This window comes from Streptomyces ruber (assembly GCF_014648075.1).
Classification (GTDB): Bacteria; Actinomycetota; Actinomycetes; order Streptomycetales; family Streptomycetaceae; genus Streptomyces; species Streptomyces ruber.
This window is the reverse complement of record NZ_BMQK01000001.1, coordinates 613,119-639,083: the sequence shown is the minus strand read 5'-3', so window position 1 is coordinate 639,083 and position 25,965 is coordinate 613,119. Positions and strand designations below refer to the sequence as shown.

Annotated in this window: 27 protein-coding genes; 16 read left to right on the top strand and 11 right to left on the bottom strand. The window is 70.8% G+C overall.

The genetic code is table 11. From position 1 onward, the window contains the following. Nucleotides 1–2: 2 nt before the first annotated feature. Nucleotides 3–518: a hypothetical protein gene (locus IEZ04_RS02985; RefSeq protein ID WP_189214996.1), complete on the bottom strand. Its 516-nt coding sequence runs from the start codon at nt 516–518 to the stop codon at nt 3–5. Between the two features lie 83 nt (nt 519–601). Continuing rightward, nucleotides 602–1,012: an ATP-binding protein gene (locus tag IEZ04_RS02980; RefSeq protein WP_189214995.1), complete on the bottom strand. Its 411-nt coding sequence runs from the start codon at nt 1,010–1,012 to the stop codon at nt 602–604. Nucleotides 1,013–1,263: 251 nt separating this feature from the next. Here IEZ04_RS02980 and IEZ04_RS02975 point away from each other — a divergent pair, with 251 nt between their 5' ends. The 4 genes from IEZ04_RS02975 to IEZ04_RS02960 are packed head-to-tail and all read left to right on the top strand — an operon-like array spanning nt 1,264 to nt 2,766. Beyond that, nucleotides 1,264–2,115: a helix-turn-helix domain-containing protein gene (locus tag IEZ04_RS02975; RefSeq protein ID WP_189214994.1), complete on the top strand. Its 852-nt coding sequence runs from the start codon at nt 1,264–1,266 to the stop codon at nt 2,113–2,115. 8 nt (nt 2,116–2,123) lie between these two features. Further along, nucleotides 2,124–2,318, top strand: a complete 195-nt coding sequence (locus tag IEZ04_RS02970; RefSeq protein WP_189214993.1) for a hypothetical protein — start codon at nt 2,124–2,126, stop codon at nt 2,316–2,318. After that, on the top strand, nt 2,315–2,542 hold the full coding sequence (locus tag IEZ04_RS02965; RefSeq protein ID WP_189214992.1) for a hypothetical protein: 228 nt from the start codon (nt 2,315–2,317) through the stop codon (nt 2,540–2,542). The genes IEZ04_RS02970 and IEZ04_RS02965 overlap by 4 nt, the downstream gene beginning before the upstream one ends. Nucleotides 2,543–2,568: 26 nt before the next feature. After that, nucleotides 2,569–2,766 carry a hypothetical protein gene (locus IEZ04_RS02960; protein ID WP_229820799.1) on the top strand — a complete coding sequence of 66 codons (198 nt, stop codon included), beginning with the start codon at nt 2,569–2,571 and terminating at the stop codon, nt 2,764–2,766. Between the two features lie 371 nt (nt 2,767–3,137). On the opposite strand, the gene IEZ04_RS02955 is transcribed toward IEZ04_RS02960, so the two are convergent. Continuing rightward, nucleotides 3,138–4,475, bottom strand: coding sequence for an aminotransferase-like domain-containing protein (locus IEZ04_RS02955; RefSeq protein WP_189214991.1), 1,338 nt, complete (start codon nt 4,473–4,475; stop codon nt 3,138–3,140). A 182-nt stretch (nt 4,476–4,657) separates the two neighbouring features. Here IEZ04_RS02955 and IEZ04_RS02950 point away from each other — a divergent pair, with 182 nt between their 5' ends. Then, the gene (locus IEZ04_RS02950; RefSeq protein WP_189214990.1) at nt 4,658–5,305 is read left to right on the top strand and encodes a LysE family translocator; all 648 of its coding nucleotides are present in this window, start codon (nt 4,658–4,660) and stop codon (nt 5,303–5,305) included. Between the two features lie 22 nt (nt 5,306–5,327). Here IEZ04_RS02950 and IEZ04_RS02945 read toward each other — a convergent pair whose 3' ends face one another. Further along, a complete protein-coding gene (locus IEZ04_RS02945) occupies nt 5,328–5,756 on the bottom strand; it encodes a hypothetical protein (protein WP_189214989.1) in 429 nt (142 codons plus the stop codon). A gap of 168 nt (nt 5,757–5,924) precedes the next feature. Between IEZ04_RS02945 and IEZ04_RS02940 the strand changes: the two genes are divergently transcribed. Beyond that, nucleotides 5,925–6,440 carry a SigE family RNA polymerase sigma factor gene (locus IEZ04_RS02940; protein WP_189214988.1) on the top strand — a complete coding sequence of 172 codons (516 nt, stop codon included), beginning with the start codon at nt 5,925–5,927 and terminating at the stop codon, nt 6,438–6,440. Between the two features lie 58 nt (nt 6,441–6,498). Then, nucleotides 6,499–7,770 (top strand): hypothetical protein, encoded by a 1,272-nt coding sequence (locus IEZ04_RS02935; protein ID WP_189214987.1) that lies wholly within the window; start codon nt 6,499–6,501, stop codon nt 7,768–7,770. 9 nt (nt 7,771–7,779) lie between these two features. Here the strand turns inward: IEZ04_RS02935 and IEZ04_RS02930 are convergent, their stop codons facing one another. After that, nucleotides 7,780–9,180 carry an Nramp family divalent metal transporter gene (locus IEZ04_RS02930; protein WP_189214986.1) on the bottom strand — a complete coding sequence of 467 codons (1,401 nt, stop codon included), beginning with the start codon at nt 9,178–9,180 and terminating at the stop codon, nt 7,780–7,782. Nucleotides 9,181–9,423: 243 nt separating this feature from the next. On the opposite strand from IEZ04_RS02930, the gene IEZ04_RS02925 reads away from it, so the two are divergent. Beyond that, nucleotides 9,424–10,800 (top strand): M14 family metallopeptidase, encoded by a 1,377-nt coding sequence (locus IEZ04_RS02925; RefSeq protein WP_189214985.1) that lies wholly within the window; start codon nt 9,424–9,426, stop codon nt 10,798–10,800. 94 nt (nt 10,801–10,894) lie between these two features. Here the strand turns inward: IEZ04_RS02925 and IEZ04_RS02920 are convergent, their stop codons facing one another. Beyond that, nucleotides 10,895–11,659, bottom strand: coding sequence for an SDR family oxidoreductase (locus IEZ04_RS02920; RefSeq protein ID WP_189214984.1), 765 nt, complete (start codon nt 11,657–11,659; stop codon nt 10,895–10,897). 101 nt (nt 11,660–11,760) lie between these two features. On the opposite strand from IEZ04_RS02920, the gene IEZ04_RS02915 reads away from it, so the two are divergent. After that, a complete protein-coding gene (locus IEZ04_RS02915; protein WP_189214983.1) occupies nt 11,761–12,612 on the top strand; it encodes a helix-turn-helix transcriptional regulator in 852 nt (283 codons plus the stop codon). Here the strand turns inward: IEZ04_RS02915 and IEZ04_RS02910 are convergent. The 4 genes from IEZ04_RS02910 to IEZ04_RS02895 all read right to left on the bottom strand — a co-directional run bounded on the left by IEZ04_RS02910 (nt 12,609) and on the right by IEZ04_RS02895 (nt 16,285). Further along, nucleotides 12,609–13,382 carry a hypothetical protein gene (locus IEZ04_RS02910; RefSeq protein ID WP_229820798.1) on the bottom strand — a complete coding sequence of 258 codons (774 nt, stop codon included), beginning with the start codon at nt 13,380–13,382 and terminating at the stop codon, nt 12,609–12,611. The two genes, IEZ04_RS02915 and IEZ04_RS02910, sit on opposite strands and share 4 nt — an antisense overlap. Before the next feature lie 85 nt (nt 13,383–13,467). Beyond that, on the bottom strand, nt 13,468–14,964 hold the full coding sequence (locus IEZ04_RS02905; protein ID WP_189214982.1) for a GntP family permease: 1,497 nt from the start codon (nt 14,962–14,964) through the stop codon (nt 13,468–13,470). Nucleotides 14,965–15,082: 118 nt separating this feature from the next. After that, a complete protein-coding gene (locus tag IEZ04_RS02900; RefSeq protein WP_189215380.1) occupies nt 15,083–15,493 on the bottom strand; it encodes a RidA family protein in 411 nt (136 codons plus the stop codon). A 27-nt stretch (nt 15,494–15,520) separates the two neighbouring features. Then, nucleotides 15,521–16,285 carry an IclR family transcriptional regulator gene (locus tag IEZ04_RS02895; RefSeq protein ID WP_189214981.1) on the bottom strand — a complete coding sequence of 255 codons (765 nt, stop codon included), beginning with the start codon at nt 16,283–16,285 and terminating at the stop codon, nt 15,521–15,523. Between the two features lie 106 nt (nt 16,286–16,391). Between IEZ04_RS02895 and IEZ04_RS02890 the strand changes: the two genes are divergently transcribed. From IEZ04_RS02890 to IEZ04_RS02875, 4 genes are all read left to right on the top strand, one after another. After that, the gene (locus tag IEZ04_RS02890) at nt 16,392–17,705 is read left to right on the top strand and encodes an amino acid deaminase (protein ID WP_189214980.1); all 1,314 of its coding nucleotides are present in this window, start codon (nt 16,392–16,394) and stop codon (nt 17,703–17,705) included. A 25-nt stretch (nt 17,706–17,730) separates the two neighbouring features. Then, a complete protein-coding gene (locus tag IEZ04_RS02885; RefSeq protein WP_189214979.1) occupies nt 17,731–19,359 on the top strand; it encodes an N-acyl-D-amino-acid deacylase family protein in 1,629 nt (542 codons plus the stop codon). Between the two features lie 72 nt (nt 19,360–19,431). Further along, a complete protein-coding gene (locus IEZ04_RS02880; RefSeq protein WP_189214978.1) occupies nt 19,432–20,643 on the top strand; it encodes a pyridoxal phosphate-dependent aminotransferase in 1,212 nt (403 codons plus the stop codon). 111 nt (nt 20,644–20,754) lie between these two features. Further along, nucleotides 20,755–21,183, top strand: a complete 429-nt coding sequence (locus IEZ04_RS02875; protein WP_189214977.1) for an SCO4983 family protein — start codon at nt 20,755–20,757, stop codon at nt 21,181–21,183. Between the two features lie 382 nt (nt 21,184–21,565). Here the strand turns inward: IEZ04_RS02875 and IEZ04_RS02870 are convergent, their stop codons facing one another. Beyond that, the gene (locus IEZ04_RS02870; protein WP_189214976.1) at nt 21,566–23,389 is read right to left on the bottom strand and encodes a phosphoenolpyruvate carboxykinase (GTP); all 1,824 of its coding nucleotides are present in this window, start codon (nt 23,387–23,389) and stop codon (nt 21,566–21,568) included. Between the two features lie 339 nt (nt 23,390–23,728). On the opposite strand from IEZ04_RS02870, the gene trhA reads away from it, so the two are divergent. The 3 genes from trhA to IEZ04_RS02855 all read left to right on the top strand — a co-directional run bounded on the left by trhA (nt 23,729) and on the right by IEZ04_RS02855 (nt 25,965). Continuing rightward, complete coding sequence (trhA, locus tag IEZ04_RS02865) at nt 23,729–24,442, top strand: PAQR family membrane homeostasis protein TrhA (RefSeq protein WP_189214975.1); 714 nt, start codon at nt 23,729–23,731, stop codon at nt 24,440–24,442. Between the two features lie 466 nt (nt 24,443–24,908). Further along, nucleotides 24,909–25,640: a Mut7-C RNAse domain-containing protein gene (locus tag IEZ04_RS02860; protein WP_189214974.1), complete on the top strand. Its 732-nt coding sequence runs from the start codon at nt 24,909–24,911 to the stop codon at nt 25,638–25,640. 118 nt (nt 25,641–25,758) lie between these two features. Next, the gene (locus IEZ04_RS02855) at nt 25,759–25,965 is read left to right on the top strand and encodes a hypothetical protein (RefSeq protein ID WP_189214973.1); all 207 of its coding nucleotides are present in this window, start codon (nt 25,759–25,761) and stop codon (nt 25,963–25,965) included.

Below are 25,965 nucleotides of genomic sequence, written 5' to 3'. Positions count from 1 at the left end.
TCTCAGACGGTACGCGGAGCCGGCGGCACCGCAGCCGGGGCGGTGTCGTCGTCCTCCTGGCCCTCGTCGCAGTACGGGCACCAGGGCGCGTACCGCGCGTGCGTCAGGGTGGACACGTAGGTGAGGAGGGTGAGCAGCAGGCCGGCCTCGGAGGAGAACCTGTGGGCGATGCCGCCCGGCTCGGTCAGCAGTACGGCAGCGGGAGGGACGCAGACGAGCGCGCAATACAGGACGAACGCGGAACGGCTGTCCAGCCGGTGCACGGCCCGTAGCAGTGGGCGTCGCCGGTCGGCCAGTTCGGATGCGTTCAGCGGCATCCCGGCGACGCACTCCTCGCACAGCCCGCCCCGGGCGTGCCGGACGACGGCGACACCCGCGACGAGCATCAGAGCACTGGCGAGCGCCTGCGCTCCCGCGAGAAGGAGCAGGTGCACCGGCAGGGCGGTGAGGACGATGAGCAGCACCACGACCGCGATGAGCAGGTGCTGTCCGTAGTGCCGGTGCCGCTTCAATCCCACAGTCCCCCCCTGGCCTGGAACGACCCCAAGGGTAACGACGGCCTGGCAACTGACTGGACGGCCGGGTGACCACAGGTGGCCGCTCACTCGCGCGCGGCCAGCTCGAACCACACCACCTTCCAGCCCGGCATACGGAAGTGGCTGGTCACCGGGTACCGCCCCCACGCGTCCGCCAGGGCCTCCACGAGGTACAGGCCGCGCCCGAAGGACTGGTCGGTGGTACGGGGCAAGGGCTCGGGCAGATCCGGGTGGTTGTCCAGGACGTTGACGCGGATGCCCTCCGGAAGGGAACGGAGGCGGACGGTGACCGGTCCGTCGGAGTGTTTCACGGCGTTGGAGACGAGCTCGGAGGTGAGGAGTTCGGCCGTGTCGGTGAGGTCCGGTGGGGTTGCGTGGCCACGCAGTGCGGTCCGTACGGTGTGGCGGGCGATGTGGGGGGCTTTGAGGTCGTTGGTGAGCTGGAGGTTGCACTGCCAGGTCGGGGGCTCGGACATGGCGTACTCCGAATCGATGAGTGAATCGGTGAGTGGGGTGGGCAGCGGTTGGTGGCTTGTCTCCCTGGCACGGGCCCACCCCTCCCAGGGGAGGAGCTTGCGGGCGGGCTCGCGCGATGCACTGCCAACTGCTGTGTGTAGCTGGTGCGGCACTGAACGTATGGGCACGGGAGTCACTGTGTCCATCACCTCGGAGACAATTACCCCCAACGGGGCCAGCGGGCTCACGCCCACGCGGGCAAACTGTCGCTATGCCCACCAGAACGACTCCAACCGAACGACAGAAGCGACTCGGCGCCGAGCTACGGAAGATGCGGCTGGCAGCAGGCGTCACCACGGAGTACGCCGCCGGTCTTCTGGGGATCGACAGAACTCGGCTGTCCAATATGGAGTCGGGCATCCGGCCGTTCTCTCCGGAGCGCGTTCGCACACTGGCCTGCAACTATGCCTGTGCCGACGAACGTTATGTCGACGCTCTGGCGGACATGGCGCGCGGACGAGAGCGGGGATGGTGGGAGCGGCACCGGGGTGCACTGCCGTCAGGGCTCCTGGACATCGCCGAGCTGGAGTGGCACGCCGTTCGCATTCGAACCGCTCAGGTCATGCACGCTCCGGGGCTCCTGCAGACTGAGGCGTATGCCCGCGCTGTCTTCACCGCGGTGCTGCCGCCGTTGAGCCGCCTGGAGATCGAACTGCGTGTCGCCCACCGCATGGAGCGTCAGCGGGTATTGGAAAGGCATGAGCCGTTGCCATACGTCGCCTACATCCACGAAGCCGCGCTACGCATGCCGTACGGCGGTTCCGACGCGACCAGGGAACAGCTCAATCACCTGGCCAGTCAGTCCGAACAGGCGAGTGTCGAAATCCGCGTAATCCCAGCGTCCGAAGGCGACTTCCCCGGCGCCGGGCACGCGTTGCTCTACGCGGATGGCCCTGTACCCCAGCTCGACACCGTACAGCTGGACTCGGCGCATGGACCGGAGTTCAGTCATGCTGAGGCCCAGCTCAACAAGTACCGTGCGCACCTGGACTGGATGGACGCCGCAGCAATGAGCTCGAAAGCGTCACGCGACGTCATCCGTAGAATCGCTCGTGAACTGTAGGAGACTCCGTGACCGACCGCATCGTCTGGGAAGAACCGTTCTGTGGTGAGGGCAACAACTGTTTCCGCCTCGGCACCGACCCCGACGGCAACGCCTACATCGCCATAGCCGGCGCCGAACACACCTACCTCACCGACACCCGCGAAGCCCTCCGCACCCTCATCCTCGACATCAAAGCGGGTAAGGCGGACCACCTGCTATGACCGCTCCCGTCCACAGCACACATCCGGTGAACCACCACACGATCACGTGGGAAGAGCCCTTCTGCGGTGAGGGTGCCAGCTGCTTCCGGCTGGGCACCGACCCCCACGGCAACGCCTACATCGCCATAGCCGGCGCCGAACACACCTACCTCACCGACACCCGCGAAGCCCTCCGCACCCTCATCCTCGACATCAAGGCGGGCAAGGCCGACCACCTGCTCTGACCGCACCCGCCCGCAGGAGACAGCCGGTGAACCACAACACGATCGTGTGGGAGGAGCCGTTCTGCGGTGAAGGCAACTCCTGCTTCCGCCTCGGCACCGACCCCCACGGCAACGCCTACATCGCCATAGCCGGCGCCGAACACACCTACCTCACCGACACCCGCGAAGCCCTCCGCACCCTCATCCTCGACATCAAGGCGGGCAAGGCCGACCACCTGCTCTGACCGTCACACGTGCAGCTCTGCCCGGAACGCCGTCGCCGCCTCGCCGGTGATGGAGACCACGCGTTCGCCGTCGGGCCGTGTCCCGACGCTGACCCGGACCTCACCGGGCCGCCCCATCGGCGCAGTTCGTCGGGCAGCGCCAGCGCGGCCGTTCCCGCGTGGCGGCGAGACCGCGGGCGGCCACCCCGGCGCGCGGTCACTGTCGTACGCCCTCTCTCTGCCGACCGCCGAAGGCGGCACGTCGGGTCCTCGCCAAGCACGGTGCCCGAGCACCAGTGCCGCACCCGATCAAGAAGGACGAGTGAGACGTTCTTCAGCTTCGTTGAGCTGCACTACATACGTACTGCGCTCTCCCGGCGGCAGCCGCCGCCTCAGTCCTCGGCCAGGTCGTCCGGGGTCGACCTGGCGAGGTCGGTGAGAGTCGTCAGGGCCCGGGTGAGCGTCTCCGTGCTCGGCGTGGCCAGGCCGAGCCGGATCGCGTGCGGAGCACGGTGCCGTCCTGTGGAGAACGCCGCGGCCGGGGTCACCGCGATGCCGTGCCGTGCCGCTGCGGCGACGAAGGTGTCGGCGCGCCAGGGGCGGGGCAGCTCCCACCAGCGGTAGTACGAGACGGGGGCGGTGCGCGTCACGAAGTCGCCGAGGTGGAGCTCGGCGAGCTCCTGCCGTGCCGCGGCCTGCCGCTGCTTGGCCCCGACCAGCTTCCGCACCGTGCCGTCGGCCTGCCACCGGGACATCGCCTCCAGCGGGAACCGCATGGGCACCCAGCCGCCCGAGCGCAGCGATGCGGCGACATCGTTCGCGAGGGCGGCCGGGGCGACCGCGAAGCCGAGGGACAGCCCCGGGGCCAGTCGCTTGGACAGGCTGTCGACGAGGATCGTGCGCTCCGGCGCGCGGGCGGCGAGCGGTGGCCTGTCGTCCCGGAGGAAGGCCCAGACCGCATCCTCGACGGCAGGGATGCTCCGCCTCAGCAGGACGTCGGCCAGCTGGTCCAGCCGGCCGTCGGGCATGGTGAGGGACAGCGGGTTGTGCAGGGTCGGCTGAACGTAGACGGCATGCAGCGGGCCGGCCCGGTGCGCCTCCTCCACGGCCTCGGGGATCAGCCCGGCCTCGTCCATGGCCAGCGGGACCAGGGTGACGCCGAGCCGGGCGGCGATCGCCTTGAGCACCGGGTAGGTCAGCTCCTCGACGCCGACGCGCGCACCCGGGCGGGTCAGCGCGGCGACGACGGCCGAGATGGCCTGCCGGCCGCTCCCGGCGAACAGCACGCGTGCCGGGTCGGGGCGCCAGCCGCCCCGCGCGAGCAGGTCGGCCGCGGCGTCGCGTGCCGTGGCGGTGCCGTCCGGGCCGACCGGCCGCAGTACCGGTTCCAGCGCGTCGGGGCGCACCAGTCGCTCCAGCCCGGCGGCGAGCAGTCCGGCCTGTTCCGGCACCACCGGGTGGTTGAGCGTCAGGTCGACCCGGCTGTCCACGGGCTCGGAGAGCGCGGGGGCGGGCGTGTCGGCGGCCGTCCGCACGAATGTGCCACGGCCCACATGACCGGTGGTGAGACCGCGCCGGGCGAGTTCCTGGTAGACGCGGGTGGCCGTGGAGTTGGCGATGCCGTACCGGCGGGCGAACTCCCGTTGGGTGGGCAGCCGGTCGCCCACCCCGAGCCGGCCCGCCCTGATGTCCTCCGCCACCGCGTCGGCGACGCTCCGGTAGTCCGTCACGACGCCTCCTCTCTTCTCCCGTACGTCTCCCGTACGACCTGCGCGGGCGGCATCTCAGCACAGAATTGCACCGAGGGCAAATGAGCAATTGAACCGAGAGTTGAGTGCCCCTACACTCACATTGCTCCGAGGGATGGCGGTGCGGCGCACGGTGGGGACGACACGACGAACGGTGGGGATCCATGGTCGAGTTGAGCGGAGTGCTGGGCGTCGCGACGGTGGCCCTGGGAATGGTGCTCACCCCCGGCCCGAACATGATCTACCTCGTCTCCCGGAGCATCACCCAGGGACGGCGTGCCGGAGTGGTGTCCCTCGGCGGTGTCGCCGTGGGCTTCCTGTTCTACCTGCTGGCCACGAACCTCGGGCTGACGGCGCTCTTCATCGCGGTACCCGAGCTGTACGTGGCCGTGAAACTGGCCGGCGCGGCCTACCTGGCGTACCTGGCCTGGAGCGCCCTGAAGCCCGGGGGCGTCTCCGTCTTCGCGCCCAGGGACATCCCGCACGACACCCCGGGCAGGCTCTTCGTGATGGGGCTGATGACGAACCTGCTCAACCCGAAGATCGCCATCATGTACCTCTCCCTCATCCCGCAGTTCATCGACCTGGACGGGGGTCACGTACTGATGCAGGGACTGCTGCTCGGCTCCGTCCAGATCGTGGTGGCGCTCACCGTGAACCTGGCCATCGTGCTGGCGGCCGGCGCCATCGCCCTCTTCCTGGCCCGCCGCCCCTCCTGGCTCCGGGCACAGCGTTACGTGATGGGGACGGCGCTCGGTCTCCTGGCCCTCTCGGTGGCCGTCGACACTTCGACGCCGACCGCCTCGAACTGACCCCGAGCGGCCACAGCCACGGTCAGCTCAGCGGGCGGTAGAACTGGAGCACCGGAAGAAGCCGGCCGATCCACTCGTTCATGCGGTCCCGGCCCTTGGCGTCGACCACGCACTCGTAGAAGGGGCCGTCCACGTGGACGACGCCCATCACGAGGCTCCTGCCGTCGTCTCCCGGGCGGTAGTGGATGCTGCGGACCTGGTGCCACGAGAACTCGATGCCGCGGCCGTGATCCTCGAAGGCGACCCCCGCGGCGTCCACCACGATCGAGTTGTGGCGGTCCACAGCCAGGAACTCCGGGCCCTGGGGAACGGGGGGAGCGGGGGGAACGGGAGGCGGGGCGTACGGCGGGGGCGCGTACTGCGGGGCGGGCGGCGCGCCGTACATCTGCGGCGGGGGGCCGAAGCCGGGCGGTGCCACCGGGGGCTGGTCGCCGGGTCCGGGCTGCTGCATCGTCGTCCCCTCGTTTTCTCGTGGTCTCGTGGTCTCGTGTTCCTGGAGGTGCACCCCGCACCGTATCCCTCGAACGGCGATGAAACATTCCCGGGGACCCACCGCATCAATCAAGTGACGTCACGTGGAGCCGGCACCACGAGGCCCGGCCGACCCCAGGGGGAACACATGAGACACGTCCGCGCGGACGGCTATCCGGAGTTCGCGGCGGCGCGCGCGGCACATCTCTACCGGTCCGCCTGCCTGCTCACCGGCGGGGACACCCATCTCGCCGAGGACCTGGTGCAGGAGACCCTCGGACGGCTGTACGTGAAGTGGGGGCGTGTGTCGCGGGCCGAGAACCCCGCCGGGTACGCGCAGACCGTGCTCACCCGCACCTTCCTCGCCCACCGGCGGCGCCGCTGGTCCTCCGAGCGGGCCACCGACACGTTCCCCGACGTTCCCGACCGGCGCGGCGCGGACGCCGACACGTCCCTGCGGCTCACCCTCGTCCAGGCACTGGCCCAACTGCCCGCCAAGGACCGGGCCGTGATCGTCCTGCGCTACTGGGAGGACCGTTCCGTCCAGGAGACCGCGGACGTCATGAACGCCAGCTCGGCCGCCGTACGGACGCGGTGTGTCCGTGCCCTCGCCCGGCTGCGGGAGCTGCTCGGCGAGGACCTGGCCGTGTACGTGGCTCCCTGAACGACGACTCGATTCGCCCTTCACACTTGTCCGCTTCTTCCGGAAACGGTGGTTCGCCATGCCCGTAGAACAGCACGAAGACCCCTTCGAGGACCGGCTCGGCGACGCCCTGCGTCAGGCCGGCGGCACCTTCGAGGCCGACCGGGTCGCCCTGGTCGCCGGTGGCGAGGTGCGCGGACGCAAGTTCCTGCGGCGGCGCCGGGCCGTCGTCGCGGGGGGTGTCGCCGGTGTCGCGCTCGTCGGGGTGGGCGGCACCCTGCTCGTGCCGTGGGACGGTGGCGGCGGTGCGTCCGTGGCGGCCGACCCGACGCCCGCACCGTCCGTGTCCGCCTCCGCGTCCGCCGCTCCGGCCGAGCCGATCTCCGGTAACCAGCTCCTCCGTACGCTGAAGGGGCTGCTGCCCGACGGGAAGGTCAGCGGAGAAGAGGCGCTGGGCACCGGATCGGAGCACAATCCGTACGCACGGCTCGTGTACGACGACGGCGAGGGCGGCGGAGCGGTCTCCGTCGGGCTCGGCCGGGTGGAACCGGGCAGCGACACCGCCCGCGAGCTGATCACCTGCCCGGACGAGCGGCTCGTCCCGCACGACAGCTGCTCCACCACCCGGTTGCCCGATGGTTCGATGCTCCAGCTGTTCCAGGGGTACGAGTATCCGGACCGGCGCGTGGACACCAAGCGGTGGCTCGCCGACCTGGTCACCCCGGAGGGCCACCACATCACGGTGACCGAGTGGAACGCCGAGGCCGAGAAGGACTCCCCGATCACTCGGCCCGAGCCTCCGCTGTCCCCGGACGAGCTGAGGGGAATCGTCACCGACGCGGCCTGGCGTACGGCCGCGGACGCCCTTCCGAACCCTTCGGACACCGGCTCCGAGGCGCCTCCGGCCGCCGACGGCACCCGCGTCGGCGAGACGCTCGCCAGGCTGATGCCCCGGGGTCTGGAGGTGGTCGCGGACGGAGGTCAGGCCTCCGAGTACGCCTACGTCGTGGTCGACGACGGCAAGGGGGAGACCCTCGTACAGGTCAACGTGCAGCCCGACATCATCTCCTCGGACCCGATGCTGGACACCTCCCGTCAGCTCTTCGGCTCCGGCGCCGAGGTCCTGCCCGACGGGACGAAGCTGACCACCCAGCAGGGTCCCGGGGACGACAAGGCCACAGGACTCATCATGTGGACCGTCGACACCATGCGTACCGACGGACTCCGCGTCGTGGTCAGTGCCTTCAACTCCGGTTCCCAGGTGACCGCCCCGACCCGCGACACCCCCGCCCTCACCCTGGCCCAGCTCCGTGACATCGCACTCAGCGAAGAGTGGGAGCAGCTCCGCTAGGAACCGCCGCTAGAAGAACTCCGACCACGGCTGGTCCCACACCTGCTTCACGCACAGGACCAGGAACAACAGCCCCGCGATTCCCAGCATGGCGTTGCTGAGCAGCCCGTTGCGCCACTCCCTCGGTGTGCGGTCGGAGTTGAGGAGCCAGAGGAGGGTGAGGGCGAGGAAGGGCATGAACGCCGCGCCCAGGACGCCGTAGATGATGACGAGGCGGAACGGCTGGCCCTGGAAGAGCAGGACCATGGGCGGGAAGGTCAGCCACAGCAGATACGCGCGGAACGGCCACGACCGTTCCCGCGCGCCCGAGGCGACCTCCTCGCCCGAGGCGGCCGCCTCGCCCGGGGCGGCCTTCTCGCCCGGGGCGGCCTTCCCGCCCGTCGTCCCGGCGCCGGCCCGGCGGTAGCGGGCCCAGAAGTCCGCCCACATCAGGCTCACGCCGTGCCAGACGCCGATGAGGGAGGTGAAGGACGTGGCGAAGAAGCCGATCAGGAAGAACTTGGCCGTCGCCGTGCCGTACTCGTCCTCCAGGATGTCGCCGAGCTGGACCAGGCCCTTGTCGCCGCTCGCGATGGCGATGTTCGCGGAGTGCAGGAGTTCCGCGCCGACGAACAGCATCGCGATCACGAAGACGCCGGTCGTGATGTAGGCGACACGGTTGTCCAGCCGCATGACCTTCATCCAGCCGGTGTTCGTCCAGCCCTTGGCGTTGACCCAGTAGCCGTACGCGGCGAGCGTGATGGTGCCGCCCACGCCGCCGATCAGGCCGAGCGTGTTGAGGATCGAGTCCTTCTCGTCGGGGAGGACGGGGAGGAGGCCGGCGAAGGCGTCGGCCAGGTTCGGGGTGACGCGGATCGCCAGGTAGACCGTCACCACGAACATGACGCCCACCAGGACCGTCATGACCTTCTCGAAGACCGCGTACTGGTTGAACCAGACGAAGACCAGGCCCACCAGCGCGCAGAGGATGCCCCACCACTCCAGGTCCATGACGCCGGGGAAGAGGGCCTGGAGCGGCAGGGCGCTCGATGACATCGCCGCCGCGCCGTACACGAAGCCCCAGATCACCGCGTAGACCACGAAGAAGTACGTCGTCCAGCGGCCGAGGCTCGCCCAGCCGTCGAAGAGGGTGCGGCCGGTGGACAGGTGCCAGCGGCCCGCCGCCTCGGCCAGGGAGATCTTGACGACGCAGCCGATGACCGCGGCCCAGAGGAGCGTGTAGCCGAAGTTGCTGCCCGCGATGAGGGTCGCGACGAGGTCGCCCGCGCCGACGCCCGTGGCGGCCACGACGATGCCCGGGCCGATGTACTTCCAACTGGACTTGCGGGGACGGACGTCCGTGTTCCCGCTCGTCGTCGTTCCGGGGCGGCTGCCCGTGCTGCCTGCGTTTTCTCCGGTCGTCTCCGCCATGCCGATCAAGAAAGCGCATACCGCGCGGGTGCACAAGGGGGCGTGCGCCGATCAGTGCGCAATGCACACAGGACAGGATGGCCGGACCCACCCCCTTGACCTGTACATGGCACGCCAGCACCATGAGCGCCACCCGCACGGGAGGCGCCGCCGGTTCCCCCACGGCCGGCGGCGGCTCCGCGCACGTCGTAGGAACGACCACCCCCGCTCCTGAACGACCACCCCGCTCCTATAGGAGACTTCATGCGACTCCGCATCCGCGGCGCAGCCCTGCGCGGCGCGACCCCGCGCCGCAGAGCCGGCACCACCGTGCTCGCCAGCCTGCTGGCGCTCGCCCTCGCGGGCCCCCTGGCCGCCACCACGGCCGGCGACGCCACCGCGTCCGGCGCCGGACGGCCGGCGGCCTCGGCGGACGACGTCCGCCAGTACGAGATCCACGCGCGGACGAGCCCCGCGTCGCGCACGGCGATCCAGCAGGCCGGGGTCACCGTCGACGAGGCCGACGAGGAGACCGTCGTCGTCTCCGGGCGCGCCGACCAGATCAAGCAGCTGCGACGGCTCGGGTACGACGTCAGTCCCCTGGGCGCGGCGCCCGACCGGTCGTCGGCCGGTGAGGACGACGTACGGCCCTTCGACTTCCCCTCGGCCGACTCGCGCTACCACAACTACGCCGAGATGACGGCGGAGATCAACCAGCGGATCGCCGCGTACCCGAACATCATGAGCAAGCGCGTGATCGGCACGTCGTACCAGGGCCGGGACATCATCGCGGTGAAGATCAGCGACAACGTGGGAACGGACGAGTCCGAGCCCGAGGTGATGTTCACCCACCACCAGCACGCCCGCGAACACCTCACCGTGGAGATGGCGCTGTACCTCCTCCGCGAGTTCGGGGCGGGGTACGGGTCCGACTCCCGGATCACCAGCATGGTGAACAACCGCGAGATCTGGGTCATCCCCGACGTCAACCCGGACGGCGGCGAGTACGACATCGCCACCGGCTCCTACCGCTCGTGGCGCAAGAACCGCCAGCCCAACAGTGGTTCGTCGTACGTAGGCACCGACCTCAACCGCAACTGGGGCTACCGGTGGGGCTGCTGCGGCGGTTCGTCCGGGTCGGCGTCCTCCGAGACGTACCGCGGTGCGGCGGCCGAGTCCGCGCCCGAGACCAAGGTCGTCGCCGACTTCGTGCGGAGCCGGGTCGTGGGCGGCAAGCAGCAGATCAGGGCGAGCATCGACTGGCACACCTACAGCGAGCTGGTGCTGTGGCCCTTCGGTCACACCTACTCCGACACCACCACCGGCATGACGGCCGACGACCGCAACGCCTTCGCGACGGTCGGCCGGTCGATGGCCGCCAGCAACGGGTACACGCCGCAGCAGTCCAGCGACCTCTACATCACCGACGGCACGATCGACGACTGGCTGTGGGGCAACCAGAAGATCTTCGCCTACACCTTCGAGATGTACCCGTCGTCCGCCTCCGGCGGCGGTTTCTACCCGCCCGACGAGGTCATCGAGCGGGAGACGTCGCGGAACCGGGAGGCGGTGCTCCAGCTGCTGGAGAACGCGGACTGCATGTACCGGGCGATCGGCAAGGAGGCGCAGTACTGCGCCTAGCGCTCCGCCGGGTTCGGTGTTCGACCGCGGGTGCGTCGTGGCCGGTCGCTCCGACACAGCCCCGCGCCCCTTCCGGTAAGGGGCGCGGGGCCGGCTACTTCCCGTGCGGGTCGGCGCCGTTGACCGCCGCAACGACCTGGTCGTAGTCGCCGCGGGCCTCGCCGTAGCGCAGGAACTTCACGCGCTCGACCTGGATCTCCCTGGCGTCGGGCCGGGACTCGATCAGGCCGACCACCTCCGTGACGAACTCGTCGAGCGGCATGGCCTGCTCGTTGTCCTCGTGCCCGGGCAGCAGCGCGGTGCGGACGGCCGGCGGCTCCAGTTCCACGACCTTCACCGAGGTGCCGGCGAGCTGGAGCCGGATGGACTCGCTGAGCATGTGGATCGCGGCCTTGGAGGCGTTGTAGCTCGGCGTGGCCTTCAGCGGCGTGAACGCCAGGCCCGAGGAGACCGTCATGATCGTGGCGTCCGGCTGTGCCTGCAGGTGCCCGACGAACGCGGCGATGAGCCGGATCGGACCGAGCAGGTTCGTCGTCACCGTGGACTCGGCGGAGGCGAGGAACGACGCGGGATCGCGCCAGTCCTCGACGCGCATCACGCCGGCCATCGTGACGAGTACGTTGAGGTCCGGGTGGTCCGCCAGCACCTGCTTCGCGGCGGAGTCGATGCTCGCGGCGTCCGTGGTGTCGACCCGTACGGTGCCGATGCCGGGGTGCTCGGCCGCGATCCGCTCCAGCAGCTCGGTACGCCGTCCGCCGACGATGACCGTGTTGCCCTTGGCCTGCAGCGCGAGGGCGAGGGCGAGACCGATGCCGCTGGTGGCGCCGGGGACGAAGATGGTGTTTCCGGAGATGTTCATGGATCGAGCGTCACAGGCCCGCCGCCGCGGGTGCAGAGACCGCTTGTCGGGGGACCGGTGATCCCTGGCTCGCCCGCCGGCGCCGGGGCAGAATCGCTTCCATGGACCGTGCAGCACTGGCCGACTTCCTGCGCCGCCGCCGCGAGGCGCTCCAGCCGGAGGACGTCGGCCTCCCCACAGGCGCGCGCCGGCGGACCCGTGGTCTGCGACGCGAGGAGGTCGCGTCCCTCGCCGTGATGTCGACCGACTACTACACACGGCTGGAGCAGCGGCGCGGCCCGCAGCCCAGCGAGCACATGCTGGCCTCGCTCGCCCGGGCACTGCGGCTGACGGGCGACGAGCGCGCCTATCTGTACCGGGTCGCCGGGCACAACGCGCCGACGCCGCTGTCGGCCTCCGCCCATGTCGCCCCCGCCCTGCTGCGGGTCCTCGACCGGCTCACCGACACCCCGGCGCTCGTCCTGACCGACCTGGGCGAGACGCTGGTGCAGAACGGCATGGCCGCCGCCCTCTTCGGCGACGCGTCGAGCCACACGGGTCCGGCCCGCAGCGCGGTCTACCGCTGGTTCACCGATCCGGCGGAGCGGTTGCTCTATCCCGAGGCCGACCGGGACCGGCAGAGCCGCGCCCAGGTCGCGAACCTGCGTGCCGCTCACGGGCTGCGGGGCCCGCGGTCGCGGGCCGGTGAGCTCGTACGGACGCTCCAGGCGGCGAGCGAGGAGTTCGCCGCGTTGTGGGAACGGCACGAGGTCGCACAGCGGTTCGAGGACCACAAGACGCTGATCCACCCCGAGCTCGGCGCGATCGAACTGGACTGCCAGGCACTGTTCACCGAGGACCAGTCCCAGACCCTGCTCGTGCTCACCGCTCCGCCGCGGACCGAGGGGCACGAGAAGTTGCAGCTCCTCGCCGTGCTCGGGCTGAACCGCTTCACCGCCGCAGCGGAGCGTTAGCGCTCCGCTCGGCTCCGGTCGTCGTCCTGGCCCGACTCACCGGACTTGTCGGCTCCGGTGGCCTTCTCGGTGTCGTCCGTGGTCTTCACGGTGTCGTCCGTGGTCTTCACGGTGTCGTCCGTGGTCTTCACGGTGTCGTCCGTGGTCTTCACGGTGTCGTCCTCGGCCTTCTCCGTGCCGTCCGTGGTCTTCTCCGTGCCGGCGTCGCTGTCGTCGCCGGTCTCGCCGTCCTCGAAGTACGCGTCCAGGACCTCGTCCAGCTGCGCGTCCCACTCCTTGAAGCGGGCGCGGGACGTCGCCTCGATCTCGATCGGGTACCAGCGGCGGTCCGACGTGTGCACGGTCACGGTGAACAACTTGCCGAAGCGCGAGGTCTCCGTCTCCAGGGCGCCGACCTCGTCCCAGCCGAACTCGCACTCCTGGTCGTCCAGGGCGAGCCGGACGCCGGTGTGGTCGGCCACGATCCTCGCGCGGCGGTCGGCGGCCTCGAAGACCGGACCGTCGACCGGGCCGTCAGAGGCCTCCTGACCCTCGTCGGTCCGGTCCGTCTTCTCGGTCGGCTGCTCGTCCGGTTCCGCGTCCGGTCTCGTCTCCGGCTCCTCGGCGGGCTTCGCCGTCTCCGGCGAGCCCTTGTCCTCGACGTCCCCGGCCTTCTCCGGCTTCGCGGGCACGGGTGACGTGAGCCCGGGAATGTACGCCGGATTGACCGACGCGGCGTTGACCGATGCGGCGTCCAGGGGCTGGTTGCTCGAACCTATGCGCTGCTCCACAGCGGGCAGTATGGTCGACGTTCCTGTGCCGTACACAGCCAACCCCGACTTCGTTATCAGACGCCTACACGGACCCCGCACACGTCTACACGAACAGACTCAGCACCGCCGCCACCGCGAACCCCGCCACCGACAGCACCGACTCCAGCACCGTCCAGGACTTGAGGGTGTCGCGCTCACTGATGCCGAAGTACTTGGCCACCATCCAGAAGCCGCCGTCGTTGACGTGCGAGGCGAAGATGGAACCGGCCGAGATCGCCATGATGACCAGGGCGACGAAGGGCTGTGAGTAGTCGCCCTCGGAGAGCAGCGGGGCCACGATGCCGGCCGTCGTCACGATCGCGACCGTCGCCGAGCCCTGGGCCACCCGGAGGACCACCGAGATCAGGTACGACAGGACGATCACCGGCAGGCCGACGTCGTTGAAGGTGTCCGACAGGGCCTGGGCGATGCCGCTGGCCTTCAGGACCGCGCCGAAGACCCCGCCCGCGCCGACCACCAGCAGGATGTTGCCGACCGGCTTCAGGGACGAGGTCGACACGGTCTCCAGCGACTTGCGGGACCAGCCACGGCGGATGCCGAGCAGGTAGTAGGCGAGGAAGAGGGCGAGCGTCAGCGCCACGAACGGGTTGCCGAAGAACTCGATGACCGAGCGGAGGGTGGAGGGATCGAGCGCGATCGAGGAGAACGTCGCCGCCAGGATCAGGAGCAGCGGCGTACCGATGATGGCGAGGACCGTGCCGAGCGGCACCGGCTTCTCGGCGGGTTCCACTCCGGCCGCGCGCTGTTCGTCCACGACCGCCTGCTTGGCCTCCTCCGCCGCCTCCACCATGTCCTGCGGTACGGCGACGAAGATCCGCCGGCCGATCCAGGCGGAGTACACCCAGGCGGCCACCACCGCAGGGATGCCGCAGACGATGCCCATGAGGATCACCCAGCCGAGGTCCACGCGCAGGAGTCCGGCCGCGGCGACCGGGCCGGGGTGCGGCGGCAGGAAGGCGTGGGTGACGGACAGGCCCGCCAGGAGCGGCATGCAGTACAGCAGGACCGACTTGCCGGAGCGTTTCGCCGCCGCGTAGACGATCGGCGCGAGGACGAAGATGCCGACGTCGAAGAAGACCGGGATGCCGAAGATCAGGCCGGTCAGGCCCATGGCGAGGGGTGCGCGCCTCTCCCCGAACAGGCCCAGCAGCCGGGAGGCCAGTACCTCCGCGCCACCGCTGACCTCGAGGATCGCGCCGAGCATCGTGCCCAGGCCGATGATGATGGCGACGTGGCCGAGGATGCCGCCCATGCCGGACTCGATGGTGGAGACGGCGTCCGAGCGCTGGACGGTGCCGAAGAGCTCGGTGACGGACAGGCCGGCCGCGAGGCCCACGGCTATGGACACCGCGAGGAGGGCCACGAAGGGCTGCAGTCTGACTCTGATGATCAGGACGAGGAGAAGGACGATGCCGAGGGCGGCGACGGTGAGGAGACCTGCGGTGCCGTCGATCAGGGTGAGCAGGCCGCCGGTGTGGGGTGGGGCCTCGGGGGCCGTGTCGGCGGCGAGCAAGTGGAGCGAACGGGGCGAGCTGGACATCCGAGGTCCTCCGCGTGGATCCGTGCTGCTTCCGGGCTTTCGGGTTTTCGGGTTTTCGGGCAGGGAGGGGCGCGGTGCGGCGCCGAGGAGGCGCCGCACCGTGTGTGTTGTCCGGGAGTCAGCCGAGTACGGCCAACGCGTCGATCTCGATGAGGAGGCCCGCGGGCAGGCCCACGTAGACGGTCGTGCGGGCGGCGGGCGGAGCGGTGAGGTGCTGTTCCTCGAAGTACTCGTTGTAGATCGCGTTCATCTCCGCGAAGTGGTCGACGTCCGTGAGGTAGACGCGGATCATCATCACGTCGTCCCATGTCGCGCCGCCCTCCTCCAGGATCGACTTGACGTTGGCGAGGGTCTGGAGGGTCTGCTCGCGCAGGGTCGGGCCGGCGGGCGTCGGGGGCTTGCCCTCCTCGGCCGGCAGGAAGCCGACCTGTCCGGCGACCTGGAGGATGTTCCCCTTCCGCACACCGTGCGAGAACTTCGCGGGCGGGACGGTGTGGGTCTTCGGGGTGAGGGCGGTCTTGGCGGTCACGTCGGTCCTGTCGGTCATGCGGCTTCCTCAGTCATGGGGGGTGTCTGCCGGGGTCGTGCCCGAGTACTCCCGGCCGATGGCGTCGGCGGTGCGGCGCACCAGCGGGAGCAGGGCGAGGAGTTCGTCGGCGGTGACGACGACGTTCGGGGCGGAGAGGGACATCGCGGCGACCACCCGGCCGTCGGCACCGCGGATGGGGGCGCCGACGCAGTTGATGGACTCCTCGTGGCCTCCGAGATCGGTGGCCCAGCCCTGTTCGCGCACCCTCGCCAGTTCCTCCAGGAAGGTGGCCGCGTCGGGGGTCGAACGGGCGGTGTACATCGGGTAGTCGAGCCGTTCCGCGAGGGCGCGGCGGCGGTCCTCGGGCAGGTCGGCGAGGAGCAGCTTGGCCACGGCGGCGACCGTGATCGCGACGGGCCTGCCGATGCGCGAGTACATCCGCACCGGATAGCGGCTCTCCACCTTGTCGATGTAGAGGACCTCGTCCTCCTCGTACACCGCGAGGTGGACGGTGTGCCCGCACTCCTCGTTGAGGCGTACGAGATGGGGGTGGGCGATCTCGCGGACGTCCAGGTTCTCGACGGCCTCCTGGGCGAGGGCGAAGAGGCGGGCGCCGAGGCGGTAGCGCTGGTCGGGCTGGCGGTACACGAGGCCGTGCTCGTGGAGGGTGCGCAGCAGGCGCAGGGCCGTCGACTTGTGGACGCCGAGCCGGTCGGCGACCCGGCCGAGGTCGGCGGGCCCCTCGGCGAGCAGCGGCAGGATGCTCAGCGCGCGGTCGACGCTCTGGCTCATGCCGTGTGTCCCTTCCGTTGACCCGGTGTCAGCGGGGATGTTAGACAGCCGTGAGCGCAGTGCACAACGCCCATTGCGATACACGCAACGGCATCAGGGAGGCTCCATGGGCACGGCTACAGGTACGGCTACGGAAACCGCCCCCTTCGCGGGACTGGCCGCCGAGCCCGTGGGCCACCGTTTCAAGGGACTCCCTCCCGACGCCGCCGGGCTCACGGTCGGCGAGCTGACGGCCGAGCGCCGCAACCTCTTCACCGGCGGCTTCACCACCCCGGTCCTCGCCCTCTCCGCCGAGCGCCTGGAGCACAACCTGGCCCTGATGGAGGGCTACGCCGCCCGGCACGGGCTCGCCTTCGCGCCGCACGGCAAGACCTCCATGGCCCCGCAGCTGTTCCGGCGGCAGATCGAGCGCGGCGCGTGGGGGATCACGCTGGCGGTGCCCCATCAGGTGCGGGTGGCGCGGGAGTTCGGCGTCGACCGGGTGTTCCTCGCCAACGAGGTGGTGGACGCGGCCGCGCTCCGGTGGATCGGCGCCGAGCTGGCCGCCGATCCGGACTTCCGGCTCGTCTGTTACGTCGACTCGGTGCGCGGTGTCGAGCTGATGGACGCGGCGCTGCGGGACACCGCCGCCGCGCCGGGCGCCCGCCCGCTGGACGTGGTCGTGGAACTGGCCGCGGGCGAGGGGGCGCGCACCGGGGTGCGTACGGAGGCGGAGTGCGCGGCGGTGGCCGACGCGGTGGCGGCGGCGGAGACGCTGCGGCTGGTGGGCGTGGCCGGGTACGAGGGCGAGGTGCCGGAGGCCGACCCGGAGCGGGTACGGGCGTGGCTGCGCCGGCTGGCCGCGTTGGCGGAGGACTTCGACCGGGCGGGCCGGTTCGCGGGCACGGGACTCGACGAGATCGTGGTCAGCGCGGGCGGCAGCGCCTGGTTCGACGCGGTGGCCGAGGTGTTCGCCGGGCTTCCGGAGCTGTCCCTGCCCGTGCTGAAGCTGCTGCGCTCGGGCGCGTACGTCTCGCACGACGAGGGTTACTACGGCCGGGTCACGCCGTTCGTCCGGGTGCCCGAGGAGGGCGCCCTCCAGCCCGCGTTCCGCCTGTGGACCCAGGTGGTGTCGCGGCCCTCGCCCGAACAGGCCTTCGTCAACGCGGGCAAGCGGGACGCGGCGTACGACCTGGACCTGCCGGTCGCCCGGACCGTGCGTCGCCCCGGCGGTCCCGAACGGCCCGCCACGGGCATCACGGTGACCTCCCTGTCCGATCAGCACGCCTGGCTCGCCACCACCGCCGAGGCGGACCTGGAGGTGGGCGACTGGGTGTCCCTGGGCCTGTCGCACCCGTGCACGTCCTTCGACAAGTGGCAGCTGATCCCTCTGGTCGAGGCGGACGGCACGGTGGTCGACTACATCCGTACGTTCTTCTGAGCGCACCAAGGAAGCGGAGGCAGCTGTGGAAGACCTCGTCATCCGGGACGCCGACGTCGTGGACGGCTCCGGCGCCCCCTCGTACCGCGCCGACGTGGTCGTCGACGGCGGGCGGATCGTGTCGATCGTCAAGGAGGCCGCCGCGGCGGGCTGCCAGCGCCCGGCCGCGGTGCGGGAGCTGGACGCCGAGGGCTTGGTCCTCTCCCCCGGCTTCATCGACATGCACGCCCACAGCGACCTCGCCCTCCTCCGCGACCCGGACCACAGCGCGAAGGCCGCCCAGGGGGTCACCCTGGAGGTCGTCGGCCAGGATGGACTGTCGTACGCGCCCGTCGACGACCGCACTCTCGACAGTGTCCGCCGGGCGATCACCGGCTGGAACGAGTACGGCGACGACATCGACTTCGACTGGCGGTCGGTCGGCGAGTACCTCGACCGGCTCGACCGCGGTTTCGACGGCCGGGGCATCGCCGTCAACGCGGCCTATCTGGTCCCGCAGGGCACGGTCCGCGCGCTCGCCGTCGGCTGGGAGGACCGCGAGGCCACGGCCGGGGAGCTGGAGCGGATGCGGCGGCTGGTCGCCGAGGGGATGGAGCAGGGCGCGGTCGGCATGTCGTCCGGGCTGACGTACACGCCCGGCATGTACGCGAAGGACGCCGAACTCACCGAGCTGTGCCGGGTGGTGGCCCGGTACGGGGGCTACTACGCCCCGCACCACCGCTCGTACGGGGCGGGCGCCCTGGCGGCGTACCGGGAGATGATCGAGGTGACCCGCGAGGCGGGCTGCCCCCTCCATCTCACCCACGCCACCATGAACTTCGGCGTGAACAAGGGGCGCGCGCCCGAGCTGCTGGCGCTGCTGGACGAGGCGCTGGCCGCCGGCGCCGACATCACCCTGGACACCTATCCCTACCTCCCCGGGAGCACGACCCTGGCGGCGATGCTGCCCAGCTGGGCGAGCGAGGGCGGACCCGAGGAGACCCTGCGGCGGCTGTCCGACGAGGGCACCGCCGAGCGGATCCGCCACCATCTGGAGGTCGTCGGCGCGGACGGCTGTCACGGCGTGCCCATCGAGTGGGACACGATCGAGATCTCCGGCGTGACCGACCCGTCCCTGGCCCCGTACGTGGGCCGTACGGTCCAGGAGTCGGCGGACGCCCGCGGCGAGGCCCCGTGGACCACCGCCCGCCGGCTGCTGCTGGCCGACCGGCTCGGCCCGACGATCCTCCAGCACGTCGGGCACGAGGAGAACGTCCGGGCGATCATGCGCCACCGGGTGCACACGGGCGGCTCCGACGGCATCCTCCGGGGCGCCAAGCCGCATCCGCGGGCGTACGGCACATTCCCGCACTACCTCGGCCGTTACGTCCGGGAGCTGGGCGTGCTGTCGTTGGAGGAGTGCGTCGCCCACCTGACCGGGCGTCCTGCGGCCCGGCTGCGGCTGCCGGACCGCGGGCTGGTCCGCGAGGGGTACCGCGCCGACCTGGTGCTCTTCGATCCGGCGACGGTCGCGGCGGGCTCCACCTTCGCCGCGCCGCGCACGCTCCCGACCGGCATCCCGTACGTGCTGGTCGACGGCCGTTTCGTCATCGAGGACGGGCGCCGGACGGACGTGCTGGCGGGGCGGGCGGTGCGCCGTCACGGACCGGCGTGACGGCCGGGCCCCGGGGTCCCAGTGGCGCAAAACACGGGGCCTGATCCGCTACCGGGTCGTAAGCTCGCGGACATGCAGGTCATCCAGTCGACAAAGCTCTCCAACGTCTGTTACGAGATCCGGGGTCCGGTGCTCGAGGAGGCGATGCGGCTGGAAGCGGCCGGGCACCGCATTCTCAAGCTGAACACCGGGAACCCGGCGGCGTTCGGGTTCGAGTGCCCGCCCGAGATCCTGGAGGACATCCTCCGGAACGTGTCCTCGGCCCACGGGTACGGCGACGCCAAGGGCCTGCTCGCCGCGCGCCGTGCCGTCGTCATGCACAACCAGACCCTCGGCATCGAGACGGACGTCGAGCACGTCTACATCGGCAACGGCGTCTCCGAGCTGATCGTCATGGCGATGCAGGGGCTGCTGGACGACGGCGACGAGGTCCTCGTACCGGCGCCGGACTACCCGCTGTGGACCGCCGCCGTCTCGCTCTCCGGCGGTACGGCCGTCCACTACACCTGCGACGAGCAGTCCGACTGGATGCCGGACCTCGCCGACGTGGAGCGGAAGGTCACCGACCGCACCAAGGCGATCGTCATCATCAACCCGAACAACCCGACGGGCGCGGTGTACGACGAGGCGGTGCTGCGGGGGCTGACGGACATCGCCCGCCGCCACAACCTGCTCGTCTGCTCGGACGAGATATACGACAAGATCCTCTACGACGGCGCCACGCACACACCGACCGCGGCGATCGCGCCCGACCTGCTCACCCTCACCTTCAACGGCATGTCGAAGGCGTACCGGGTGGCGGGTTACCGGGTCGGCTGGATGTCGATCTCCGGTCCGCGGGCGCACGCCAGCTCCTACCTCGAGGGTCTGACGATCCTGGCGAACATGCGGCTGTGTGCGAACATGCCGGGGCAGCACGGTGTGGTAGCCGCGCTGAGCGGCCGCCAGACGATCAACGACCTGGTGCTGCCGGGCGGGCGGCTGAAGGAACAGCGGGACACCGCGTACGAGCTGCTGACCCAGATCCCGGGCGTGACCTGCGTCAAGCCGAAGGGTGCCCTGTACCTCTTCCCGCGCCTCGACCCGCAGGTCTACAAGATCAAGGACGACCGGCAGATGGTCCTCGACCTGCTCCGCAGCGAGAAGATCATGGTCGTGCAGGGTACGGGCTTCAACTGGACCGAGCCCGACCACTTCCGGGTGGTGACGCTGCCGACGGTGGGCGACCTGACGTCCGCGATCACACGGATCGGCCGCTTCCTGGACGGGTACAGCCAGCCCTGACCCTCCAGCCTCCCCATTCCAGGATCGGCCCGTCACGAATTCAGGACCAGGCTCAACTTTAGACGGATTCCAATGTAGGATGGCTGCCTCAGAGGCTTTGGAGGCCATCCCATGTACGAACCGATCCGCACCAAGTCGGTCCACACGATGGCCGGCACCACGACCCCCGACTTCCCCCACCGCTCGCGCGAGGAGGAGCTGGACATCCAGCTCGCGGGTCACCTCGCCGCGCTGCTCGCCGTGACGGACGAGCTGCGCGCCCTGGCCCCCTCCGCCGACCTGGACGCCGCCGCGTCCCGGCTCGCCGAGCAGGTGGCCCGGCTGCGGGGAGGACGGCCGCCCGCGCGGTCGTCGGTGGCCGCCGCCATCCACGAGCCGCACACCCTGGCGCTGCACCAGCGGGCGCACGCCCTCGCCGGGCGCGCCCTGGTGGTCGCCGCGTCCCGGGCCGACACGGCGGCCGCCATCCTCGCCGCCCAGCGCATGGACGCACACGCGGCGGCGCAGGCCGAACGGCGCGAGCCGGTCGCCGCCGGCTGACCTGACGGGTTCGCGACTGTCCGGCCCGGACGACGAGTCCAGGTCCGCCCGGCCCCGGACAACGAGTCCGGTCCCGCCCGGCCCCGGACAACGAGTCCGGTCCCGCCCGATCCCGGACGACGAGTCCGGGCCCGCCCGCTCCCGGGCCCCCACGAGCGGCCCCGGTCCGCGTGCAACCTCCTGAGACGCGCGGACCGGGCGCCACACTTCGGTCGCGGCACCGGCACCGCGGCACGCCGGCCGGGGCCCGCACCCCGTTGTGCGGACCCCGGCCTCCCCAGGTGGTGCGCACCGCGGCCGGCCGTGACGATGTTGCTGGTCAGGGCACTGTCGGTAGACCGGCCGCGGAGTCTTCGAGTCACCTCCGTGCGAGGTGCGGACGTCAGCCCAGGCGCCGTACCAGCGCGTGGTACTCGTCCCACAGCTCCCGCGGCGCATGCTCGCCGAAGGTGTTCAGGTGCTCGGGGACGAGGGCCGCCTCCTCGCGCCACACGTCCTTGTCGACGGTGAGCAGGAAGTCCAGGTCGGCGTCCGGCAGGGCCAGGCCGTCCGTGTCCAGGGAACCCTTGGCCGGCAGCACGCCGATCGGGGTCTCGACGCCCTCCGCCGTGCCCTCCAGCCGCTCCACGATCCACTTCAGGACGCGGCTGTTCTCGCCGAAGCCGGGCCAGACGAACCTCCCCTCGTCGTCCTTGCGGAACCAGTTGACGTAGTAGATCTTCGGCAGCTTCGACTGGTCCCTGTCCTTGGCCACGTCGATCCAGTGGGCCATGTAGTCGCCCATGTTGTAGCCGCAGAACGGCAGCATCGCGAACGGGTCGCGGCGCAGCTCACCGACCTTGCCCTCGGCGGCGGCGGTCTTCTCGGAGGCCACGTTCGCGCCGAGGAAGACGCCGTGGTTCCAGTCGAAGGACTCCGTCACCAGGGGGACGGCGGTGGCGCGTCGGCCGCCGAAGAGGATCGCCGAGATCGGCACGCCCCTGGGGTCCTCCCACTCGGGCGCGATGATCGGGCACTGGGCGGCGGGGACGGTGAAGCGGGCGTTGGGGTGGGCGGCCGGGGTGCCGGACTCGGGCGTCCAGTCGTTGCCCTTCCAGTCGGTGAGGTGGGCCGGGGTCTCCTCCGTCATGCCCTCCCACCAGATGTCGCCGTCGTCGGTGAGGGCGACGTTGGTGAAGACGGAGTTGCCCCACAGCGTCTTCATCGCGTTGGCGTTGGTGTGCTCGCCGGTGCCGGGCGCGACACCGAAGAACCCGGCCTCGGGGTTGATCGCGTACAGCCGGCCGTCCTCGCCGAACCGCATCCACGCGATGTCGTCGCCGATCGTCTCGACCGTCCAGCCGGAGATCGTGGGCTCCAGCATGGCGAGGTTGGTCTTGCCGCAGGCGGACGGGAAGGCGGCGGCGACGTACTTGGACTCGCCGGTCGGCGGGGTGAGCTTGAGGATGAGCATGTGCTCGGCCAGCCAGCCCTCGTCGCGCGCCATCACGGAGGCGATGCGCAGGGCGTAGCACTTCTTGCCGAGCAGCGCGTTGCCGCCGTAACCGGAGCCGTACGACCAGATCTCGCGGGTCTCGGGGAAGTGGGAGATGTACTTGGTGGTGTTGCAGGGCCAGGGGACGTCCTGCTCGCCCGGCTCCAGCGGGGCGCCGAGGGTGTGCACGGCCCTCACGAAGAAGCCCTCGGAGCCCAGCTCGTCCAGGACCGGCCGGCCCATCCGCGTCATGGTGCGCATGGAGACGGCGACGTACGCCGAATCGGTGATCTCGACGCCGATCGCGGACAGCGGCGAGCCGAGCGGGCCCATGCAGAAGGGGACGACGTACATGGTCCGGCCGCGCATGGAGCCGCGGAACAGGCCCCTCTCCCCCTGGAAGATCTCCCGCATCTCGGCGGGCGCCTTCCAGTGGTTGGTCGGGCCGGCGTCCTCCTCCGCCTCCGAGCAGATGAAGGTGCGGTCCTCGACCCGGGCGACATCGGTCGGGTCGGAGGCCGCGTAGTAGGAGTTCGGGCGCTTGATCGGGTCGAGTTTGCGGAAGGTGCCCTTCTCGACCAGTTCCTCACAGAGCCGCTCGTACTCGGCTTCGGATCCGTCACACCAGACCACGTCGTCCGGCTGGGTCAGTTCGGCGATCTCGTTCACCCACGAGATCAGTCCCTGGTGATCGGTGGGGACGGTGGAGGGAGCCGCGATGTCGCGCGCCACGATTGCTCCTAAGTGAGGCTGAGTGAGGGTTTTGTCGTTGAAGGCCCCGTGGGGGCTGCGACCCGGATGCTTCACGGTGGGGCGTTCTGGCGCTCATCCGGTGCCGACCGCACTCATTTGATCATCCGACCTGTCTGCGCAGATGTCCAGAGGGCCTCACAATTGAGCGGCGTGAGCCGCGCCACTCGGAGCATTTCGCCCGGTCGATCCCCGTATGACACCTAACGTTGACTTCGCACCCCCGGGAAGCGCCGGATGCCGTGAGACCATGGCCACTCCTGGCCACCCAAAGCCCAGGACTGACACGTAACTTACGGTTCCGTAGGTACGATGCGGTGCATGACTGCGTCCGTCCCCGACGCGCCCACGGACACGCAGGCCGCCGGCCGTGGTCCCCAGGCGCTCTCCCTGCCGCATCCGGTCAAGCCCAAGCTCCGCGGCTGGCTGCACGCCGGCATGTTCCCGGCCGTCGTCGTCGCGGGCCTGGTGCTCACCGCCCTCGCGCCCTCGACCCGCGGGCGCATAGCGTGCGGCATCTACGTCCTGACCGCCTGTCTGCTCTTCGGCGTCAGCGCCCTCTACCACCGGGGCAACTGGAGCCCGCGCGCGGACGCCGTGCTGCGCCGGCTCGACCACGCCAACATCTTCCTGATCATCGCGGGCACGTACACCCCGCTGACGCTCCTGCTGCTGCCCGACGCCAAGGGCCGGTGGCTGCTGTGGGGGATCTGGGCCGCCGCCGCGGCGGGCATAGTCTTCCGCGTGTTCTGGATCGGCGCCCCGCGCTGGCTCTACACCCCCTGCTACATCGCGATGGGCTGGGCGGCCGTCTTCTTCCTGCCGGACTTCCTGCGCACGGGCGGCATCGCCGTGCTCGTCCTGGTCGTCGTCGGCGGCATCCTCTACAGCGCGGGCGGCGTGATCTACGGCCTCAAGCGCCCCAACCCGTCACCGCGCTGGTTCGGCTTCCACGAGGTCTTCCACTCCTTCACCCTCGCCGCGTTCGTCGTGCACTACGTCGGCATCTCGCTGGTGGCGTACCAGCACCACTGATCCGGCACCCGGATCCGGCGCCGGGCGGCCCGCGTTCCGTACCCCGTCCGGCCCATCACGCGCCCCGCGCCCGCGCGGGACACCGACCCGCATGACCACGGCACGTACCCCTGCTCCCGAGGCCGGCCCGCGGCAGAGCCTGCGGAAGCGAAGAAGCTCCGGACGCGCACCGCGATCAGGGACGCCACCTGGGAGCTGACCGGGCAGCAGGGGTACGAGGCGACGGCCTGCCGGAGCTGGCCGACCGCGCCCTCGGCAGCGCGACCGGCCCGCGGGAACGGCGGGCCCGGCAGGTGCCCGCAGGTGGACACCGCCCGGGGTCCGTGGTCCCGGCCGGTGGACACCGCCCGGGGTCCGTGGTCCCGGCCGGTGGTCCCGGCCCGCGGTCCCGGCCGGTGGTCCCGGCCCGCGGTCCCGGCCGGGAAAAGAATCCGCCGTACGACGCGCCCCATGACATCCTGACCCGGTGAACGGACCGGAGATCCACGTGGAGTTCGCCCCCGAGCTGGGCCTGTTCGTGCCGCACGGGCGGCGCGCGGGCGCCACCGCGGTCGCGACCGACGGCGTCTCGACGCTCGGCCATGTCGTCGAGTCGCTCGGCGTGCCCCTCACGGAGGTCGGCGTCCTCCTGGTGGACGGCCGCCAGGTGCCGACGTCCCACGTCCCCGCCGCCGGAGAGCACGTCGAGGTGCGCCCGGTGACCCGTCCGCAGGCCGTCCCCGGCGCCCCGCTCCGCTTCCTCCTCGACGTCCACCTCGGCACCCTCGCCCGCCGGCTGCGCCTGCTCGGTGTGGACGCCGCCTACGAGTCCACCGACATCGGCGACCCCGCCCTCGCCACCCGCTCGGCCGCCGAACGCCGGGTCATGCTCAGCCGCGACCGGGGCCTGCTGCGCCGCCGCGAGCTGTGGGCGGGCGCGTTCGTGTACAGCACGAAGCCCGACGAGCAGCTGCGGGACGTGCTGGACCGGTTCGCGCCCGAGCTGCGCCCGTGGACCCGGTGCACCGCCTGCAACGGCCTGCTGAAGGAGGCCACCAAGGAGGAGGTCGCGGACCGGCTGGAGGGCGGCACCCGGCGGACGTACGACGTGTTCGCGCAGTGCCGTGACTGCGGTCGCGCGTACTGGCGGGGCGCCCACCACGAGCAGCTCGACGCGATCGTGCGACAGGCGTTGAGCATGCGCACCCGGGCGGGCTGAGTACACGCCGCGCAGTTGCGTACACGTCACACCGTTGAGTACATGTCGGACAGGTTGAGTACGCGGTTGAGTAGGCGAGCCGGTCACCGGCGGCCGTCCCCGCGGTTCGCTGGACGGCATGGACACCGCACTCACCTACGGCGAGGTCCTCTCGCCCGCCCCCGGCGGCGTGCTGTGGGGCCTGTTCTGCACGACGGCGGCCCTCGGACTGACGGCGACGGTGTGGCCCCGGACCCGGTGGACGTACGCCAGATTCGGGGCCGCACTGCTGCAGTGGGCCGCCCTGTCGGCGCTGACCCTGCTGCTCGTGAGCGGCGGCGCCTGA

Bases quoted from the DNA above. Each gene is read 5' to 3' on its own strand.
- IEZ04_RS02980 (WP_189214995.1), bottom strand. From the start codon at position 1,012: ATGTCCGAGCCCCCGACCTGGCAGTGCAACCTCCAGCTCACCAACGAC.
- IEZ04_RS02975 (WP_189214994.1), top strand. From the start codon at position 1,264: ATGCCCACCAGAACGACTCCAACCGAACGACAGAAGCGACTCGGCGCC.
- IEZ04_RS02965 (WP_189214992.1), top strand. From the start codon at position 2,315: ATGACCGCTCCCGTCCACAGCACACATCCGGTGAACCACCACACGATC.
- IEZ04_RS02950 (WP_189214990.1), top strand. From the start codon at position 4,658: ATGGTCGAGTTGAGCGGAGTGCTGGGCGTCGCGACGGTGGCCCTGGGA.
- IEZ04_RS02945 (WP_189214989.1), bottom strand. From the start codon at position 5,756: ATGCAGCAGCCCGGACCCGGCGACCAGCCCCCGGTGGCACCGCCCGGC.
- IEZ04_RS02940 (WP_189214988.1), top strand. From the start codon at position 5,925: ATGAGACACGTCCGCGCGGACGGCTATCCGGAGTTCGCGGCGGCGCGC.
- IEZ04_RS02935 (WP_189214987.1), top strand. From the start codon at position 6,499: ATGCCCGTAGAACAGCACGAAGACCCCTTCGAGGACCGGCTCGGCGAC.
- IEZ04_RS02930 (WP_189214986.1), bottom strand. From the start codon at position 9,180: ATGGCGGAGACGACCGGAGAAAACGCAGGCAGCACGGGCAGCCGCCCC.
- IEZ04_RS02925 (WP_189214985.1), top strand. From the start codon at position 9,424: ATGCGACTCCGCATCCGCGGCGCAGCCCTGCGCGGCGCGACCCCGCGC.
- IEZ04_RS02920 (WP_189214984.1), bottom strand. From the start codon at position 11,659: ATGAACATCTCCGGAAACACCATCTTCGTCCCCGGCGCCACCAGCGGC.
- IEZ04_RS02915 (WP_189214983.1), top strand. From the start codon at position 11,761: ATGGACCGTGCAGCACTGGCCGACTTCCTGCGCCGCCGCCGCGAGGCG.
- IEZ04_RS02905 (WP_189214982.1), bottom strand. From the start codon at position 14,964: ATGTCCAGCTCGCCCCGTTCGCTCCACTTGCTCGCCGCCGACACGGCC.
- IEZ04_RS02895 (WP_189214981.1), bottom strand. From the start codon at position 16,285: ATGAGCCAGAGCGTCGACCGCGCGCTGAGCATCCTGCCGCTGCTCGCC.
- IEZ04_RS02890 (WP_189214980.1), top strand. From the start codon at position 16,392: ATGGGCACGGCTACAGGTACGGCTACGGAAACCGCCCCCTTCGCGGGA.
- IEZ04_RS02880 (WP_189214978.1), top strand. From the start codon at position 19,432: ATGCAGGTCATCCAGTCGACAAAGCTCTCCAACGTCTGTTACGAGATC.
- IEZ04_RS02875 (WP_189214977.1), top strand. From the start codon at position 20,755: ATGTACGAACCGATCCGCACCAAGTCGGTCCACACGATGGCCGGCACC.
- trhA (WP_189214975.1), top strand. From the start codon at position 23,729: ATGACTGCGTCCGTCCCCGACGCGCCCACGGACACGCAGGCCGCCGGC.
- IEZ04_RS02855 (WP_189214973.1), top strand. From the start codon at position 25,759: ATGGACACCGCACTCACCTACGGCGAGGTCCTCTCGCCCGCCCCCGGC.